This window comes from Rathayibacter sp. AY1D2 (assembly GCF_002932695.1).
Taxonomy (GTDB): Bacteria; Actinomycetota; Actinomycetes; order Actinomycetales; family Microbacteriaceae; genus Rathayibacter.
Genome location: NZ_PSVX01000040.1, coordinates 1 through 16,659, shown reverse-complemented (window position 1 = coordinate 16,659; position 16,659 = coordinate 1). Strand labels below are relative to the sequence as shown.

Genomic DNA, 16,659 nt, shown 5'->3' with positions numbered 1-16,659 from the left:
CGCGCCCTGGAACCGCGCACGGGGCTTGACCTCTCCCCCTCCGACACGCTCCGCTGGAGGTCACCGACCGACCCGGACCGACCGACCCGAGGAGCCCCGCGATGCCCACCGACGACGAGAAGCGGACGACCCGCGACGAGTTCCACGACGCCGTGAACATGACCGCGAAGGAGCTCGAGGAGTGGCTCGGCACCGACGAGTCGAAGGAGGTCGGCCAGAAGCCGGAGGGCGGCGGCGAGTCCGTCGGCCACGAGAGCGGGCGCCGCATCGTCGACCTGCTCGGCACGAAGCAGGCCGACCTGAGCGACGACGACTACGCCCACATGACGAAGGTCGTCGGCTACGTGCACCGGCACGCGAAGCAGCGTCCCTCGGGCGATGTCACCGAGACGAAGTGGCGCTACTCCCTGATGAACTGGGGCAACGACCCGCTGAAGGGCTGACCCGGTCCGAGAGCTGCGCTCAGCACATCCCGAAGAGGTTGCAGAGGGCGCCGCGGTCCTGGATCGACTCCATGCCGCCCGGCTTCTGCACCTTCGGCAGCTCGTAGGAGGCGGCGACCGTCTGCACGCCGGCGGACGAGGCGGCCTGCACGGGAGCGGCGGCAGGAGCAGCGGCGGGAGCGAGGACGGCTCCGAGGGCGAGTGCGGCGGCGGCGAGGATCGGGGCCATGGTCGTTCTCCTGTGATCGAGGGGTGCGATCGGCTCGACCGCTCCACCAGCATGGCGACGCCCCGTCGCACCGCTCCTGTACGAAAGACCAGTCCGCCCTTGTACGGAAGGCCGACGGGGCTCGGAGAAGGCTTCGGTACCCTGGTCCCGTGGTGGGGACGACGCGGTGGACGAACGACGTGCGGACGCTGCCCGGCGGCTGGATCACCCGGTCCCTCCTCCTCGGCTCCTTCACGCTCCTCGTCGTCATCGACCTGATGGGCGGCAGCGTCGACCTCACGTCGGTCCGCGGCTGGATCGAGCTGGCGCTCCCCTACCTGCCGCTCCTGGCGCTGCTCGCCGGCGCGATCCCCGCGGCGGTCTCGCTCTACCTCGTCTACGCCGTCGTCCTGATGCTCGGCGCCCCGCCGCTGTTGCTCGCGGCGCTGATCTTCCCGACCATCGTGGTGGTCGGCTTCGTCACCTTCCTCCTCCCCTGGCGCGCGGGGCTCGTCTTCGTGCTCGGCACCCTCGTCCTCCTGCCCGCGGTGCTGCTCGTCGACCGCGCCATGGGCACGGCCGTCTACGTCCTGGGCGCGTTCGTCCTCTTCGGCGGCACCGCCGGGCTGGGCCTGAACGCCTTCCGGGGCCGCAGCGAGCGGAGCGAGCGCCGGGCCGACCGCATCCAGGAGGAGCAGGCGCGGATCCGCAACGAGGAGCGGACCCGGCTCGCGCACGAGCTGCACGACATCGTCGCGCACGAGGTCACCATCATCGCCATGCAGGCCCGCCGCGCGACCTCGGTCGAGGACCCGGCCAAGACCGAGCGCATCCTCGAGAGCATCGGCGACGCGGCGCAGCAGGCGCTGCAGGATCTGCGGAGCCTCGTGACGCTCCTCCAGGACGAGGACGAGGCAGGCGCTCCCGCCCGCGGCGACTCCGACCTGCTCGGGACCCCGGAGGTCTCGGGCGCCACGACCACCGCTGTCGGCTTCGTCCACGACGTGCGGAACGTCGCCGACGCGATCGAGCGCGCGGGCTTCCGGGTCCGCCTCGACGTGGCGGGCTCCGTGGCGCAGGTGCCCGCGAGCCTCCGCCAGGTGCTGCGGCGCACGGTCCGGGAGCTGGGCACGAACGTGCTCAAGCACGGCGACACCGCCGGTGAGGTACAGCTCCGGCTCGAGGTGTCGGGGGGCGAGGTGCAGCTGAGCTCCTCCAACGCGATCGCCTCCGCGGCTCCGATCGTCTCCTCGCACCTCGGGATCGAGGCGATGTCGGCCCGCTGCGCCGTCTTCGGCGGGCGGCTGGATGCGGGAGCCCGCGGCGGCCGCTGGACCACGACCATGACCATCCCCCTCGAGGGCCGGGCGTCCGGTGCGCTCGTCGCGGGGGCGACCGACGAAGGACGAGAGCGATGACCCGCGTGCTGCTGGTGGACGACGAATCGATGACCCGCGAGATCCTCCGCGACTACCTCTCGCAGGACCCGGCGATCGAGGTGGTGGGCGAGGCCTCCGACGGGAGGATCGCGGTGCAGCAGGCGGCGACGCTCCAGCCCGACCTGATCCTGATGGACATGCAGATGCCGGTCATGAACGGCGTCGCCGCGACCGAGCGGATCCACGCCGAGCACCCGGGCATCGCGATCCTCGGGCTCAGCACGTTCACCACGGACCGCTACGTCGTCGACCTGCTCCGCGCGGGCGCCTCCGGCTACCTGGTCAAGGACACGAAGCCGCGGGAGATCATCGCGGCGGTGCACGCGGTGCTCGCGGGCGAGTCCGTGCTCTCCGCCGAGGTCACGCGCCACGTGGTGAAGGGGCTCGAGGAGTCGGTGCCGGCGGAGACGGTGCCGGACCCCGATCTGCTCGAGGCGCTCACCGAGAAGGAGCTCGAGGTGATCCGCCTGCTCGCCCGCGGGATGAGCAACCGCGAGATGGCGCAGGAGCTGTTCGTCACCGAGTCGACCGTGAAGGCGCGGTTCGTGAAGGTGATGGAGAAGCTGGGCGTGCGCGACCGGGTGCAGATCCTGGTCTCGGCGATCGAGCACGGGCTCGTCGACCTGGGGACGCGTCCCGGCCGGAGCTGATCGAGCCCGCCGGATTCAGCCCCAGCCGACCACGTCGGCGACGGGCCGCACGAGCCCCGCGACCGCCCGCTCGAGCGCACTCTCGTCGACCGCGGCGAGCGCCGGCTCCGGATCGAGCACCAGGGCGCCGCCCCAGCCCATCACCTCGTACTCCACCAGGGTGCGCGCGAGCGTCTCGGGCGACCGCCAGGCGCGGAGGAGGTTCGCCCGCGCGAACGCGTGCGCGGCGCGTGCTCCCTCCCCGTGCGCGGCGCGGCCGTCGAGGACGGTGCGCAGCACGGTCTCGAGGGTCGGGATGCCCTGGCCGGCCGGGGAGACGACCTGCCAGGTGAGGGAGGGGCGGCTCGAGCGCAGGCCCCGCGCGACCTGGGCGACCGCATCGCCGCCGGCGGAGCGCAGTGCGGCGGGGACGAGCGGTTCGGCCCCCGCGGTGAGGCGGCACAGCGCCAGGAATGTCGCGGCGTGGCCGACCTCGCCGGACGGGTCCGCGCCGGTGACGATCGTGCTCTCGTAGCCCTGCTCGCGGGACTGGTGCAGAGCGCTCGGCAGCGGAGCCGCGGCGGGCACGGAGACGGGCCGGGACGTCTCGCAGACGGCGCGTTCGGGCCCGACCACGGCGAGCACCGGATCCCCGGCTCCCTGGGCGCGCTCGAGCGTCAGGGCGGTCCAGGCCGCGGCGCCCTCCGGAGGGAGCACCGCGGTGAGGCTCTGCGCCCCGGCCGTCGCCGTCCACGCGAGCGAGACCGCTCCGGGGGGAACGGCCGAGCGGAGGCGGGCAGCGCGGTCGGGCCCGTCGTCTCCGGCCGGGTCGCGCCAGCCGAGGGCGACGACGGCGAAGCGGGAGCGCTCGTCGACGACGGCGAGCGGGGGTGCGGCGGTCATGGGCTCCTCCTTCCTGGAGGGGTGGAGGCGGCGGGAACGCCCAGTGCGGCGAAGGGCTGCTCGGCCAGGCGGGCCGCGGCGTCCGCGAGCAGCGGGCGCGGCGGCCGCGCGGCGAGGGAGTCGACGAGCTCGCCCGCGAAGCCGGGCGCACCGCGCAGCAGGGCATCCCGGGCGACGGTGCGGGCCAGACGCTCGTCGTCGTGCACCAGCCGCTCCGCACGCAGCACCGCGCGATGCCGGGCGTGCTCGAGGGCGGAGTCGTCGCTCACCGCGAGGGCGCGGAGGCGGTGCCACGGATCGACGGGCACGGCGGTGTCGTCGACCAGCACGAAGAGGTCGTCGGCGACGGTGTCGCCCGGGCCGAAGAGTCCGGCGCTCGCGTCGAGTCCGGCCTGCGCAGCGAGCGCCTCGGCGGCGATCAGGTCGCCGAGCAGCTCGTCGGAGACGCGGGTCGACGGCGCGGCGGCGGTCGCGGCGAGCCGGCGGGCGGCGGGCTCGGCGCGGTACTCGGGGCGGGCCGTCCCAGGTGGGACGGCGACCGGTCCTGCCGCGCGATCGGGCGCCTCCGCGAGGGCCGCGACCAGGCGGTCCAGGAGCCGGGCGGGGTCGTCGGCCGTGACGCCGACCAGCACGGAGCCGGCCGGGCTGTAGTGGCGCCGGTGCAGCGCGCGCAGGACGGGCTCGGTCGCGCGGCCCTCGAGGTCGAGGTCGCCGCTGCCGTCGTGCGCGTTGGGGGCGTCGGCCCAGTAGCGGGCGGTCAGGTGCGGCCACGGCAGCACGCCGCCCGGAGCGGGGGCGAGGCGCGCGGCCCGCTCAGAGGCGACCGCGCGGATCTGCTCCGCGATCTGCTCCGGCAGGAAGGCGGGGCGGAAGACCTGCTCGACGAGCCGCTCCGCGATCACGGCGGCCGACCCGGGAGAGCCCGTCTCGAAGAACTCGGAGTAGTCGAGGTGGGTGTGACCGCCGAGGACGCCGCCGCTCTCGGCGACGCGGGTCTGCCGGACGAGACCGGCGACCCCCTCGCTGTCCTGGTAGACGAGGTGCTCGATCAGGTGCAGCATCCCCTCCTCGCCGTCGCGCTCGTGGCGCATACCGGCGGGCACGGCGAGGGCGACCGAGTCGTTGCGGACCTCCGGCCGGTGCACGACGAGCGCGCGGGCGCCGGAGGGCAGGGCGGCGGACAGGGTCGGGACGTCGCGGGCGCTCATTCCGCCCGCTCCCCCAGCTGTGTGGCGGACAGGCGCAGCAGCAGCCGCGCCTGATCGCTGCTGGCGCCCCCGGAGCGGTGCCAGTCGACGGCGTGCTGGGCCAGCCGGAACGCGGTGCCGACGCGCAGCAGCTCGGCGTCGTGGTCCTCCTCGAGCGAGAGTCCGCGGCGGAGCGCGTCGAGGGCCGGGCGGAGCGCGGGGTGGAAGGCGTGCAGCTCTGCGAGCTCCCCGAGCACCCAGGCGGCGTCCCAGACCGGGTCGGCGAGCCCGACGTCCTCGCCCGTGAGCAGAGCGACGCGGGTCCCGCCGACGACGAGGTGGGCGAGGCCGGGGTGGCCGTGGACCACGACCGCGGCCGGCGAGGCGACGACCGCCTCCGCCCAGTCGGCGAGCTCGAGGAGACCGCCGGCGCCGAGCTCCTCGGCGGCGGGCGCCCAGCCACCGGCGAGCCAGCCGCGGGCGCGCTGCAGCGGACGCGGAGGGAGCGGCTCCCCGGCGGGCCGGGCGCCGTGGAGCGCGTCCAGCGCGCCCTTCCACTCGCGGCCGACGGAGACGAGCGCCTCCTCCGACAGCTCGTGGAGGAGCGCGGGCAGCAGGGCGCGGGCGGTGGTGCGGTAGCGGCGGATCGACGGGTCGGCGCCTCCCGGCACGATCCGGGGATCGGGCGCTGCGAGGCGGACGGGCACCGGCGAGAACGGCAGCGGCGCCTGCTCTCCGAGGCGGCGGGTCCAGACGGTGGTCCCGTCGGGTCCTTCCGAGAGCTCGGTGACGAGCAGCCCGGTGACGAGGGCCCGCGGAGGGGCGGTGGTGCTCACGCCGACCTCGCCTCCTCCGCGGCCGCCGGTGCCGTGCGCAGCGACTCCAGGTGGCGCAGCACCGCGGGGAACGCGGGCGGCACCCAGGCGAGCGCCGTGTCGCTGGACTCGCTCGGCCCGGGCACGGGGTCGATGACGGTGAAGTTGGCCGGCTCGCGCAGCAGCGCGAGGGTGGACTCGACGACCGGGTTGCCGAGCGCCCGCGGCGGCAGCGACGGAGCGATGCACACCGGCGCCTCCGTCGTGAGGGCCGCGAGCAGCGACGGGGAGTCGGTGATGCCGTGCGCGAGGCGCGAGGCGTAGTCGAGGGTGGCCGGGTAGATCAGGATGAGGTCGGCCCACTCGGCGAGGTCGACGTGGGCGACGACGATCTCGTCGTCCCAGCGGTCGTCCTGGATCCGGCCGCGCAGTCGCGACTCCAGGTTGTGCCGGGTGGTGAAGCGGTAGGCCGAGTCGCGGACGAGCACGCGGAACTCGGTCGCCGGAGCGGCGGCGCGCGCCCACTGGATCCAGTAGGGCATGACCTGGGTCATGGCGGAGCCGGTCAGGACGAGGGCCACCCGGGAGTAGCCGAAGCGGCCGAGCGAGAGGTCGGAGAGTGCGGCGCTCTGCGCACCGGGCGGGGTGGTCATGGCGGTCTCCTCAGAGGGCGGCGGGCGGGAGGGCGGATCGGGTCGCGGCCGGCGGTGAGGACGGCGGCGGACGGGCGGACCGTGCCCGCGGAAAGGGCGGACGGGGATGGGCGGACCGTGCCCGCGGAAAGGGCGGACGGGGATGGGCGGACGGCGCGAGCGGACGGCACGCGCCCGGGAGGGGCCGGGGCGACGCGGTCGAGGACCGGTCGCCCCGTGCCCGTCAGCACCCTGCGGTGAGGGTGACGCCGATGATGACGCCGGCGCAGAACGGGGTGGTGGCGGGCGCCTCGGAGGCGGCGTCGGTGCCGATCTCGTCGGCGGAGGTGAAGGTGTCGTGGGCGGTGGCGAGCTCGGCGAGGTCGGCGGACTGGACGGTCTGGGCGGTGATGGTCGACATGGTGTTCTCCTTGGATGAGTGGTGGCGGCGGATCCGCCGGGTCGTGCGGGGAGTGGTGCGGGTGGTCCGGCCGGAGGGCCGGGGAGCGGGTGCTGCGGGAGCACCCGGGCGGGAGGAGGGCCGGGTCAGCAGCCCGCGCCGAGGGTGGCGCCGACGATGATGCCGACGCACAGGGGCGTGGTGGCGGGCGCCTCGGTCGCGGCGTCCGAGCCGAGCTCGTCGACGGTGGCGAAGGTGTCGTGCGCTCCCGCGAGGGCGGTGAGGTCGGCGGACTGGGCGTCGGTGGAGATGGTGGTCATGATGTGTCCCTTTCGTGGAGTACCTCGGGCTGAGGTGGTGGTCCCCTCGGGATCGAGGGGAGGTTCGTGGGGCCCTAGCGGGCGGTGAGTCCCGGGCGGTCCGGGTCGATGCGCGCGGCGCGGGCGGCGTCGGCCCAGGCGTCGGCGGCGGGGATCGTCTCGGCCGAGGAGCGCAGGAGCGCTTCGGCGAGGACGCGGGAGCGGTGCTGGCCGAAGCTCAGTCCGCGGTAGGAGGAGCGCTCGTCGGCCGGGTCCTCGGCGTAGGCGAGGCCGTCGGCGAGCCTCTCGGCGAAGGCCGAGACGGCGGTGCGGGGCGAGGGCCGGGCATCGAGCAGCGGAGTGATCCTCCGGGCGACGTCGTCGGCGGAGTCGGCGGGCAGGTAGACGACGAGGGCGTCGGAGCGGGGGAAGGCCCGCGGGTCCGAGAGCGCCTTGGCCTGGTGGCGGGCTCCGGAGGCGGCGAGCGCCTCCAGGAGCGGGCCCCACAGGGCGAGCGCGTCCTCCGCCGAGTCGGCGACGAGCGAGAGGCGCACGACCCGGTCGGCGGGATCGAGTCCCATCGGGCCGAGGGCGAGGAGGTAGCCGGGAGTGGTGCGGGTGCGCCAGCTCGGCAGCCGGACGCCGGCGACGGCCCCGTCGGCGGAGCGGACGAGATCGACCTCGGGCACGAGGACCCGGACGCGGCCCAGCTCGACGACCCGGCGCTCCTCCCCCTGCACGGTGGCGGAGCCGAGCACCCCGGAGGGAGCGGGCTGCAGGACCGTGCGGTGCGGGATCGCGTCGATCAGCCGGGGGGCGAGGTCCTGGCCGTCGCCTCCGGCGGTCTCGCCGAGCAGCGGGTTCCGGAGGTGCAGGTGGGTGTAGACGGTGGCGGCGAGTCGGGCCCGCAGCTCGATCGGCCCGGTGGCCTCGATCACGGTCCCGTCGACCTCGGCCCGCAGCCGGGCGGCGTCGACGCTGATCACGGCCTCGTCGAGGACGGAGCGGGTGGTGAGGGCGGTCATCGCGGGCTCCTGTCGAATCCGAGGGCGGTGGAGTAGGCGGAGGGGGCGAGCAGGACGCGGCGGCCGATGCCGGCGGCGGCCCGCTCGATCCCGGGGAGGCGGGAGACCATCGAGGCCCGGGCGAGGGTGCGGTCGACGAGGTGCCAGCCCAGGTGGGCGGTGGCGCGGACGGCGAGGGCGTCGTCCGCGCCGGCGGTCTCGGCGGCGTAGGCGAGCCACATCCGCCGGATCCTCGGGACCAGTGCCGCCATCCGCTCCGCGATGCGGGCGTCCGCGGCCGCGGTGTCGAAGGCGAGGGGAGGAGCGGAGGCGCCCTCCCGGGTGGTCACGGTGTCGAGCACCGCGCGGTGGATCCACTCCCCCGCCAGCGTGCCGAGGTCGCGGGCCGGATCCCCGATCCCGAACTCCTCCCAGTCGAGCAGCTGGAGGCGCCCGTCGCGGAGGTGGAACTGGTCGAGGCGGAGGTCGCCGTGGATCGGGGCCGTGCGGTTGCCGCTCTCCCACTCGCGGAGATCCTCCGTGGCCGAGACGAGCTGCTCGTCGTGCTGCAGGTCGCCCCAGAAGGCGAGCTCGGCGAGGGTGAGGTCGACGTAGCGGGTGTGCGGGATGCCGACGCGCAGCATCTCGACGGGAGGGCTGGGGTGCGAGGTCGCGGTGAGGCCCGCCACCGGGCCGGCGTGCAGCCGGGCCAGGAGCCGGCCGGCCTGTTCGGGGAAGTCCGCGGGGACGCGCTCCTCCACGAGCAGGAGGGCCAGGCTGGTGCCGGGGCAGTGCTCGAACACCAGCAGGGAGTCGTCCTCGTCGGCCGCCAGCAGGCGGGGTCCGGCCGGGGCGTGCTCGGGGCTCCGGGCGGCGAAGCCGGCGAAGTCCCTGGAGCGGCGGAAGGCCGCGGGGCCCGCCGTCCGGGGCGAGACGTGCTTGACGAAGACGCGGGCGCCGTCGTCGAGGGTCATCGTCCACGACGCGTTCCGGCCGGCGAAGGCGGGGCGGTCGATCGCGGCGACGCGGTGGCGTCCGCCGCCGAGCAGCCGCTCGGTCGAGGCCGCCGCCCGGAGGGCCGCCGGATCCGCGGGGCGGTGCCCGGGGGTCGCGGGGCGGAGCCCGGGAGTCGCGAGGAGAGTCACGATCGTGTCCTTCGGTCGGTCGAGCGGATCAGAAGAGGTAGGTGACGACGAGGTAGGCGCCGCCCGCTCCCCCGACGAGGAGGGCGGTGTTGACGAGCAGCTTCTTGAGGGGCGAGGGGCGGGTCGAGGCGGTGCGCGAGGTGGTCATGGTGGTGTCCTTCCGAGGGGTGGTGGTGGTGGATATCGGGAGCCGGGCCTAGGAGGCGTCGGCGGCCTTGAGGGAGGCGCGGAGCGAGACGCGGGAGCCGGTGCGGAGGGCGTTGTTGCGGTAGACGCGGACGACCAGGCGGAACAGCAGCGGCACCGTGATCGCGGCGACGACGGCGGCGATCACCATCTCGGGGGTGCCGACCGAGTCGAGGCCGAAGCGCATCGGCATCAGGTAGGAGGAGAAGAGGGGGACGAAGGAGAGCGCGTGCACCCAGGCCTCGTCGAGGTTCGCCGGCACCACGTAGAGCGCGATGATCAGCAGCGCCATCTGCACGACGGAGAGCGGCATGGCGGCGGTGCCCAGGTCCTCCTGCCTCGACACGGTCGAGGCGAGCAGGGTGCTGAGGAGCGCGAAGAGCACGTAGCCCTGCAGGAACCAGACGAGGAACCAGACCAGGCTCGGGCCGAGCTCGATCTCGAGGACCGACCACCCGCCGACCACGCTGAACCCGCCGACGACGGCGCCGCCGATCACGAGCAGCTGGGCCAGGGTCACCAGGCCGACGCCGATCATCTTCCCGGCGAGCAGCGGGGCGACGCCGATCTTCGTCAGCAGGATCTCGACGATCCGGGACGACTTCTCCTCGACCACCCCCGAGGCCAGACTCGACGAGGAGTAGACCATCGCGGCGAGCAGGGCGCTGATCATCGCGGTCGCGAACAGGATCCGGGTGTCGAGGACCACGGTCCCCGCCTCCCTCGTCGCGTCGACCAGGAACCAGCCGCCGATCCCGGCGCCGAGGCCGGCGATCGCGGCCAGCGCGAGGGTCGCGGTGAGGATCGTGCGGTTCCCGGTGCGGGTCAGGATCTCGCGGCGGACGATCGTCGCGGCTCCCCGGGCCGGCGTCGGAGGAGCGGAGCTCTCGGCGGTCCGGGCGTGGGCGGCGCGGGGGTGCGTGGTGGTCATCGTCCTGCTCCTTGGATCTCGAGGCGGCGCTCGGCCGCAGGGGTGGAGGCGGCGGTGAGCCGCTCGGACAGCAGCTCGGTCAGCGAGCGCTGCGCGGTGCGGATGCTCCGGAGGCCGCCGTGGCGGGTGAGGGTCGCGAGCACCTGCTCGGGGACGTCCCGGCCGCTGCCCTCGATCGAGACGAGCAGCGACTCCGGCTCACCGGGGACCGGCTCGGCCGACAGTCCCGGTGTGACGCCGAGCTCGGCGACGAGCAGGTCGTCCAGGGGGCGGGAGAACTGCAGCTGCCAGCGGCTGCGGCCGTCGTCCTGCAGCTCGGCCACCGCTCCGCTCGCGGTCACACGGCCGGAGTCGAGCACGCAGACGGTGTCGCAGAGGCGCTCGACCAGGTCGAGCTGGTGGGAGGAGAAGAGCACGCCGACGCCGCGGGCGGACTGCTGCCGGATCAGGCCGGCCATCGTCTCCACGGCGACCGGGTCGAGCCCCGAGAAGGGCTCGTCCAGCACCAGGAGCGACGGATCGCCCACCAGGGACACGGCCAGCTGCACGCGCTGCTGGTTGCCGAGCGAGAGGTCCTGCACCAGCGTGTCGGCCCGCTCGGCCAGGCCCAGCGCGTCGATCACCTCCTCGGCGGTCTCACGGGCTCCCCGGGCGTCGTGCCCCTCGAGCAGAGCGAAGTGGATCACCTGCTCGCGGACCCGCATCTGCGGGTAGAGGCCGCGCTCCTCCGGCATGTAGCCGATCGAGCGGCGGTCCTCGGCGGTGATCGGCGCGCCGTCCCAGGTGATGGTCCCCGTGTCGGGGGTGAGCAGGCCCAGGATCAGCCGCATCGTCGTGGTCTTGCCGGCGCCGTTGCCGCCGATGAAGCCGACGATCTCGCCGCGGCCCACGGACAGGTCCACGTCGTGCAGGACCCGGTGGCCGCCGAATGCACGGCTCACGCCGCTGAGCTGAAGCCCTCGCATGTCATCTCCTCGAAGTCGTTTCTCTTGACTCCTCAGACGCTACGGACGCTCTCGCGACGGGCTCCTGTACTTCGGTACAGCGCCGAGGTGGCCGAAAGTGCAGGTCCCGCATCACCGGACGTGCAGGTCCCGAGGCGGCCGCGCGTGCAGGTCCGGGGGCGGCCCGGGTGCGGGCCGCCTGCGTCCCGAGCACGACGGACGCCCCCGTGCTCGTCCGGTCGGCGACCGGAGCGCACAGGGGCGTCCGTGGAGGAGGAGGAGGAGCGGGGTCAGGCCGTCGCGCAGCTCCCGTCGACCTCGCCGATGACGCCGTCCGTCACCGACACGACCGCGCAGTTCGGGTAGCCCCGCTGCGGCCGGTGCGCGGGGTCGAGCGCGCGGAGGATGCTCCCGAGCACCGCTCCGTGCGTCACGACCAGCACGTCCCCGTGCTCGGCCGCCGGCGCGAACCGCGCGATCGCGGCCTCCACGCGGGCGCGCACGGTGGCACCGCTGTCGGCCCGGCCGGAGGGGTCGTGGCGGTGGATCGCGTCGAGCACCGAGTCGAGACCGGCGTCGGTCATCCGCGGCCAGTCGGCGGAGGAGGGCACGTAGGAGTAGCCGTGATCGGCGAACACCGGCTCCCAGAGCGAGGCGTTCGGCTGCCCCTCGAAGGCGCCGAAGTGCCACTCGCGGAGCTCGACCATCGGCTCGGCCTCGAGCGACGGGTGCCCGGCGAGCGCCGCCGCCGCCGTGGTGCGGGTGCGGGTGAGGTCGCTCGTGAACGCCGCGACGAGCGGCACGCCGCGCATCCGCTCGCCGAGGGCCGCCGCCTGGCGCTCGCCGCGCTCGGTCAGGGGCGAGTCGCACCAGCCCTGCAGCTGGCCGGCGACGTTGAAGAGGGTCTCGGCGTGGCGGACGAGGTGGATCGTGCCGCTCACGGGCGCTCGCTCGCGGGCGTCGTCGGGCGGGCGGGGGTGGTGCGGTGCATGCGGTTCTCCGGGGTCAGCGCGCTACTCCGGAGCGGCGCGCGCGATATGGAGGGCCAGGAAGGCGACCTCCTCGTTGGGCAGGGCGGCCTGGTACTCGGCCGCCACGAAGGAGCGCACGCGCTCGGCGGAGGCGATCGCGCGCGGGTAGCGGGCGCTGAGGCTGGTGAAGAGGAAGTCGTCCTCGCTCTCGAGCAGGCCGCCCGAGAAGAAGCGCTCGGCGAAGTACTGCAGGTGCGCCACGAAGCGGGCGGAGCGGAGGTCGTCGCGGTCGAGCGCGGCTCCGCTGGAGTGCTGGATGATCGCGGTCACCGAGCGGATGAGCTGCACGATCCGGAGCGAGTCGATCCCGACCTTGCCGAGCTCCGCGTTGGCGAGGTGGAAGGCGACGTTCGCGGCCTCGTCGGCGGGCAGCTCCACGTCCAGGCGCTCGCGCATCCGCTCGACCGCCCGCTCCCCCACCGCGTACTGCACGGGGTAGACCGTCCGCATCTCCCAGGCCAGCCGGTTGGCGACCGAGAGCCCGCGCCGCTGCCGCTCCACCGCGAAGTGCAGGTGGTCGGTGAGCGCGAGGTACACGTGCGGGTCGAGCTTCAGCCCCTGCTCCTCCGCGTCGGCGACGACCGCGCGGGTGAGCTCGACGAACTCCGGCGGGATCTGCGCCAGGAGCTCGACGAGGTTGCGCTGATCCGAGTCGTCCAGCGCCACGAACACCTGGTCGACGCTCGAGGGCTCGATCGCCTCGCCGGCCTTCGCTCCGAAGCCGATCCCCCTGCCCAGGAGCACGCGCTCGACGCCGCGCTCGTCGACGACGAGGACGACGCTCGAGTTGAGCACCTTCTTGATGGTCTGCATGCGTGTCTCCGTCGACGGCCGCGTCAGGGCTGGGGTGGGGGTGGCGGGGCCTCTGCCCGGAGAGCCGGACGGCGCCTCCGGGCAGAGGAGGATCATCCCAGATCCGCGCCGTTGGAGGCGATGACCTTCTGGTACCAGAAGAACGAGTCCTTCCGGTAGCGCTCGGTGCTGCCGTGGCCGAGGTCGTCCATGTCGACGTAGACGAACCCGTAGCGCTTCGAGATCTGCGAGCTGGAGGCGCTGATCAGGTCGATCGGCGCCCAGCTCACGTAGCCGAGCAGCTCCACGCCCTCGTCCACCGCCTGGATCATCTGCTCGAAGTGCGCGCGGAAGTAGTCGATCCGGTACGGGTCGTGGACCCGGCCGTCGTCGGTCAGCTCGTCGCGCATCCCGAGCCCGTTCTCGACGATGAACAGCGGCTTGCCGTAGCGGTCGTAGAGGTCGATCAGCGAGATCCGCAGCCCGACGGGGTCGATCTGCCAGCCCCACTCGCTCGACTCGAGGAACGGGTTCTTGACGCCGAGGACCGTGTTGCCGGGTGTGCGCTCGGCGTCGGGGCGCACGGACTCCGTCATCGACATGTAGTAGCTGAACGAGATGAAGTCGACGGGGTGCTCGCGCAGCAGCTCGACGTCGCCCGCCTCGAACGGGATCTCGACTCCGCGGCTCTCGAGCGCCCGCAGCGCCAGGCGCGGGTAGGCGCCGCCCGCCTGGACGTCGGTGCAGAGGTAGAGCATCCGCTCCTTCGCCTGCGTCGCCGCGACGTCGTCGGGGTGGCAGGTGTTGGGGTAGGTGGTCAGCATCGTGAGCATGCAGCCCATCCGCGACTCGGGCCACAGCTCCTTCAGCGTCCTCGTGACCGAGGCGGAGGCGACGAACTGGTGGTGCAGAGCCGTGTAGCAGGCCTGCTCCACGCTGCCCTCGACGGTCTCCTCGATGATCCCGCCCGAGGTGAACGGGTGGCGGATGATGCCGTCGATCTCGTTGAAGGTCAGCCACATGTCGACGAGGTGGCCGAAGCGCTCGAAGCAGGTGCGGGCGAAGCGCTCGAACAGCCCGATCGTGCGGCGGTCGACCCAGCCGTTGTGCTTCAGCGCGAGCGCGAGCGGCGGGTCGTAGTGCGAGAGCGTGACCAGCGGCTCTATCCCGAGGCGCCGCATCTCGGTGAAGAGGGCGAGGTAGTAGGCGATGCCCTCCTCGAGCGGCTCCGCCTCCTCCCCCGTCGGGTAGAGGCGGGTCCAGGCGATCGAGACGCGGAGGGTGGTGAAGCCCATCTCGGCGAACAGCGCGAGGTCGCCGGGGTAGCGGTGGTAGAAGTCGATGCCGCGGCGCTTGGGGTAGTACTCGGTGTCGTCGTCGGACATCGCCGCCGTGATGCTCTCCACCGTGTTGCGGTGGTGGATCGCGTACTCCTTCGGGTCCGCCTTCGGCTTGTAGGAGGCGACGTCGCTGACCGCCGGGCCGCGCCCGCCCTCGCGCCACGCGCCCTCGACCTGGTTGGCGGCGAGGGCGCCGCCCCATCGGAATCCGTCAGGAAGCGCCATCGGCGAGCTCCTTCTCTCTCTGCGTCACGGTCATGATCCGGTCGCCGGCGGTGATCCGCTCGGCGGCCTCGACGAGCACGGTGTACTCGGCGGAGTTGGTCACGAGCACCGGGGTCGTGGTGTCGTAGCCGGCCGCGGTGATCGCGGCCAGGTCGGCGGTGAGGAGGAGCTGCCCGGCCTCGACCCGGTCGCCGACCGCGACGTGCGCCTCGAACGGCGCGCCGTCCAGCTGCACCGTGTCGATGCCGACGTGGATGAGCACCTCGACGCCGTCCGCGCGGCGGAGCCCCACGGCGTGGCGAGAGGAGAGCAGCGCGATGACCTCGCCCGCGAACGGCGCCCGGACGGCTCCGTCGGTGGGGCGGATCGCCAGCCCCTCGCCGAGCACGCCGGCCGAGAACACGGGGTCCGGCACCTCCGAGAGGGGGATGACGGAGCCGGTGAGCGGCGCCTGCAACGCGAGCGGGCTCCCGGCGGCGGCCGCCACGTCCCCGAGCGCCTGGACGCTGGCGGAGGCGTCGTCGCGCCAGATGACGAAGGAGACGACGAACGAGACGGCGACCGAGATCAGCAGGCCGATCACGGCGTTGAGCAGGTTCCAGGGGTTCAGCCCGTCGATGAACATCGAGATGCTCGCGACGCCGGGGCTGACCAGCGCGAACGCGGCGACCTGCGTGGCGCCGATGTAGGCGCCTCCGACGACGCTGCCCGTGATGACGGAGACGAGGGCGCGCTTGTTCTGCAGCGTGACGCCGTAGAGCGCCGGCTCGGTGATCCCGAAGAGGGCCGAGAGGCCGCCCGAGAAGGCGGTGGCGCGGAGGGTCGCGCTCTTGGTGCGCAGGGCGATCGCGAGGCTGGAGCCGGCCTCCGCCGCGTTGTGGGCGAGCGAGGAGGCGAGGTAGAAGGTGTCCTTGCCCGCGCTGGCCATCGTCGCGATGGTCGGCGGGATGAACGCCTTGTGCATGCCGACCGAGATGATCAGCGGGAGCACGCCGGCCAGCAGCGCGACGGCCACCCAGCCGAGCGCCCCGTAGAGGCCGATCATCGCGCCGGTGAGCATCGAGCCGAGCCAGTAGCCGAGGGGGCCGAGCAGGAAGATCGTGGCCGGAGCGACTATCACCAGGCACATCAGCGGCACGTAGAACGTGCGGATCGGGCCCCACGAGTGCTTCGTGAAGAAGCGCTCGACGACCGAGAGCAGCAGCACGGCCAGGATCGCCGGGAACACCTGGGCGTTGTAGGCGATGACCGGCACCGGGATGCCGAAGAGCGCGACGCCGCCCTCCTGGTTGAGCAGCGTCGTGAACGCCGGGAAGACCAGGACACCGACGAGCCCGAGCGCGAGCGGCCGGTTCACGTCGAGCTTCTTCGCGCTCGTGTACGCGACGAGCAGCGGCAGGAAGCCGAACACCGCGTCCGGGATGGCGGACAGCAGCTTGAAGTTGTCGGAGGCCGGGTCGAGCCAGCCCAGCGCCGAGGCGAGGACGAGGAACGACTTGAAGATGCCGGCGCCCGCGATGGCCGGGATGATCGGCGTGAACACGCTGACCACGAAGTCCATGATCGTCGCGCCGAGGCGCTTGAGGGATCGCGGCTGCTTCGCCTGCTCCGCGGATGCGGTGGTGCCGCCGCGCAGCTTCTCAACCGCCGCGTACATCTCGCTGACGCCGCTGCCGACGATGACCTGCGTTTGAGGGCCGGTGACGACGCCGATCACGCCGGGCACCGCCTTCAACGCCTCGACGTCGGCCTTCGCATCGTCCGCCAGCGCGAACCGCAGACGGGTCGAGCAGTGCTGCAGCTTCGCCACGTTGGCGGCGCCGCCGACGTGCTCGAGGATCGCCCTCGCGCTCTCCTGGGTACTCATCGGTACTCCTCCGGGTGTGTGGGGACGCGCGCTTCCCTGCGCTGTGCTGCCCGGCCGTCCGTCGCCGTCCCCGCCCCCTCCGGCACCGTCATCGGTGCTCCGGCGGAGCGTCAGGAGGCATCCGGGCACAAAAAAAGGACCCGACGACGCTCAATACGCGTTTCGTCGGATCCTGCCTGCACGACCAGTCACATGTCCGAGAGTGACGCTAACACGGGGGCGGGTGGGGCGTCAAAGAG

At 73.5% G+C, this 16,659-nt stretch carries 18 protein-coding genes; 3 read left to right on the top strand and 15 right to left on the bottom strand.

Annotated elements, in window-relative coordinates; all coding sequences use genetic code 11:
• The first annotated feature begins 101 nt into the window (after positions 1–101).
• A complete protein-coding gene (locus C5D04_RS11630) occupies positions 102–443 on the top strand; it encodes a DUF3140 domain-containing protein (RefSeq protein ID WP_104246984.1) in 342 nt (113 codons plus the stop codon).
• Between the two features lie 19 nt (positions 444–462).
• Here the strand turns inward: C5D04_RS11630 and C5D04_RS11625 are convergent, their stop codons facing one another.
• Positions 463–672: a hypothetical protein gene (locus tag C5D04_RS11625; protein WP_104225965.1), complete on the bottom strand. Its 210-nt coding sequence runs from the start codon at positions 670–672 to the stop codon at positions 463–465.
• A gap of 149 nt (positions 673–821) precedes the next feature.
• Between C5D04_RS11625 and C5D04_RS11620 the strand changes: the two genes are divergently transcribed.
• Both C5D04_RS11620 and C5D04_RS11615 read left to right on the top strand, forming a co-directional pair.
• Positions 822–2,069: a sensor histidine kinase gene (locus tag C5D04_RS11620; protein ID WP_258059356.1), complete on the top strand. Its 1,248-nt coding sequence runs from the start codon at positions 822–824 to the stop codon at positions 2,067–2,069.
• Positions 2,066–2,740 (top strand): response regulator transcription factor, encoded by a 675-nt coding sequence (locus tag C5D04_RS11615; RefSeq protein WP_104225096.1) that lies wholly within the window; start codon positions 2,066–2,068, stop codon positions 2,738–2,740. Before C5D04_RS11620 ends, C5D04_RS11615 begins: the two co-directional genes overlap by 4 nt.
• Before the next feature lie 15 nt (positions 2,741–2,755).
• Here C5D04_RS11615 and C5D04_RS11610 read toward each other — a convergent pair whose 3' ends face one another.
• The 14 genes from C5D04_RS11610 to C5D04_RS11555 all read right to left on the bottom strand — a co-directional run bounded on the left by C5D04_RS11610 (position 2,756) and on the right by C5D04_RS11555 (position 16,420).
• The gene (locus C5D04_RS11610) at positions 2,756–3,622 is read right to left on the bottom strand and encodes a hypothetical protein (RefSeq protein ID WP_104225097.1); all 867 of its coding nucleotides are present in this window, start codon (positions 3,620–3,622) and stop codon (positions 2,756–2,758) included.
• Positions 3,619–4,830 carry a pitrilysin family protein gene (locus C5D04_RS11605; RefSeq protein WP_104246981.1) on the bottom strand — a complete coding sequence of 404 codons (1,212 nt, stop codon included), beginning with the start codon at positions 4,828–4,830 and terminating at the stop codon, positions 3,619–3,621. The genes C5D04_RS11610 and C5D04_RS11605 overlap by 4 nt, the downstream gene beginning before the upstream one ends.
• Complete coding sequence (locus C5D04_RS11600; protein WP_104347739.1) at positions 4,827–5,645, bottom strand: hypothetical protein; 819 nt, start codon at positions 5,643–5,645, stop codon at positions 4,827–4,829. The genes C5D04_RS11605 and C5D04_RS11600 overlap by 4 nt, the downstream gene beginning before the upstream one ends.
• Positions 5,642–6,277: a flavoprotein gene (locus C5D04_RS11595; protein WP_104225100.1), complete on the bottom strand. Its 636-nt coding sequence runs from the start codon at positions 6,275–6,277 to the stop codon at positions 5,642–5,644. Before C5D04_RS11595 ends, C5D04_RS11600 begins: the two co-directional genes overlap by 4 nt.
• A gap of 223 nt (positions 6,278–6,500) precedes the next feature.
• On the bottom strand, positions 6,501–6,677 hold the full coding sequence (locus tag C5D04_RS18255; RefSeq protein WP_181137704.1) for a hypothetical protein: 177 nt from the start codon (positions 6,675–6,677) through the stop codon (positions 6,501–6,503).
• Between the two features lie 125 nt (positions 6,678–6,802).
• Positions 6,803–6,976 (bottom strand): hypothetical protein, encoded by a 174-nt coding sequence (locus C5D04_RS18250; protein WP_181027122.1) that lies wholly within the window; start codon positions 6,974–6,976, stop codon positions 6,803–6,805.
• Between the two features lie 74 nt (positions 6,977–7,050).
• Complete coding sequence (locus C5D04_RS11590) at positions 7,051–7,980, bottom strand: T3SS effector HopA1 family protein (protein WP_104225969.1); 930 nt, start codon at positions 7,978–7,980, stop codon at positions 7,051–7,053.
• Positions 7,977–9,104: a class V lanthionine synthetase subunit LxmK gene (lxmK, locus tag C5D04_RS11585; RefSeq protein ID WP_258059357.1), complete on the bottom strand. Its 1,128-nt coding sequence runs from the start codon at positions 9,102–9,104 to the stop codon at positions 7,977–7,979. Before lxmK ends, C5D04_RS11590 begins: the two co-directional genes overlap by 4 nt.
• A 196-nt stretch (positions 9,105–9,300) precedes the next feature.
• Entirely contained in the window at positions 9,301–10,221 is a 921-nt protein-coding gene (locus tag C5D04_RS11580; RefSeq protein ID WP_104225127.1) for an ABC transporter permease, read from the bottom strand.
• Positions 10,218–11,162, bottom strand: coding sequence for an ABC transporter ATP-binding protein (locus tag C5D04_RS11575; protein WP_258059757.1), 945 nt, complete (start codon positions 11,160–11,162; stop codon positions 10,218–10,220). The genes C5D04_RS11580 and C5D04_RS11575 overlap by 4 nt, the downstream gene beginning before the upstream one ends.
• A 293-nt stretch (positions 11,163–11,455) precedes the next feature.
• Entirely contained in the window at positions 11,456–12,106 is a 651-nt protein-coding gene (locus C5D04_RS11570; RefSeq protein WP_104327737.1) for a histidine phosphatase family protein, read from the bottom strand.
• A 72-nt stretch (positions 12,107–12,178) separates the two neighbouring features.
• Positions 12,179–13,009, bottom strand: coding sequence for a PRD domain-containing protein (locus tag C5D04_RS11565; RefSeq protein ID WP_104225973.1), 831 nt, complete (start codon positions 13,007–13,009; stop codon positions 12,179–12,181).
• Between the two features lie 92 nt (positions 13,010–13,101).
• On the bottom strand, positions 13,102–14,553 hold the full coding sequence (locus C5D04_RS11560; protein WP_104347738.1) for a glycoside hydrolase family 1 protein: 1,452 nt from the start codon (positions 14,551–14,553) through the stop codon (positions 13,102–13,104).
• Positions 14,540–16,420 (bottom strand): beta-glucoside-specific PTS transporter subunit IIABC, encoded by a 1,881-nt coding sequence (locus C5D04_RS11555; RefSeq protein ID WP_104347737.1) that lies wholly within the window; start codon positions 16,418–16,420, stop codon positions 14,540–14,542. Before C5D04_RS11555 ends, C5D04_RS11560 begins: the two co-directional genes overlap by 14 nt.
• Between the last annotated feature and the right edge of the window lie 239 nt (positions 16,421–16,659).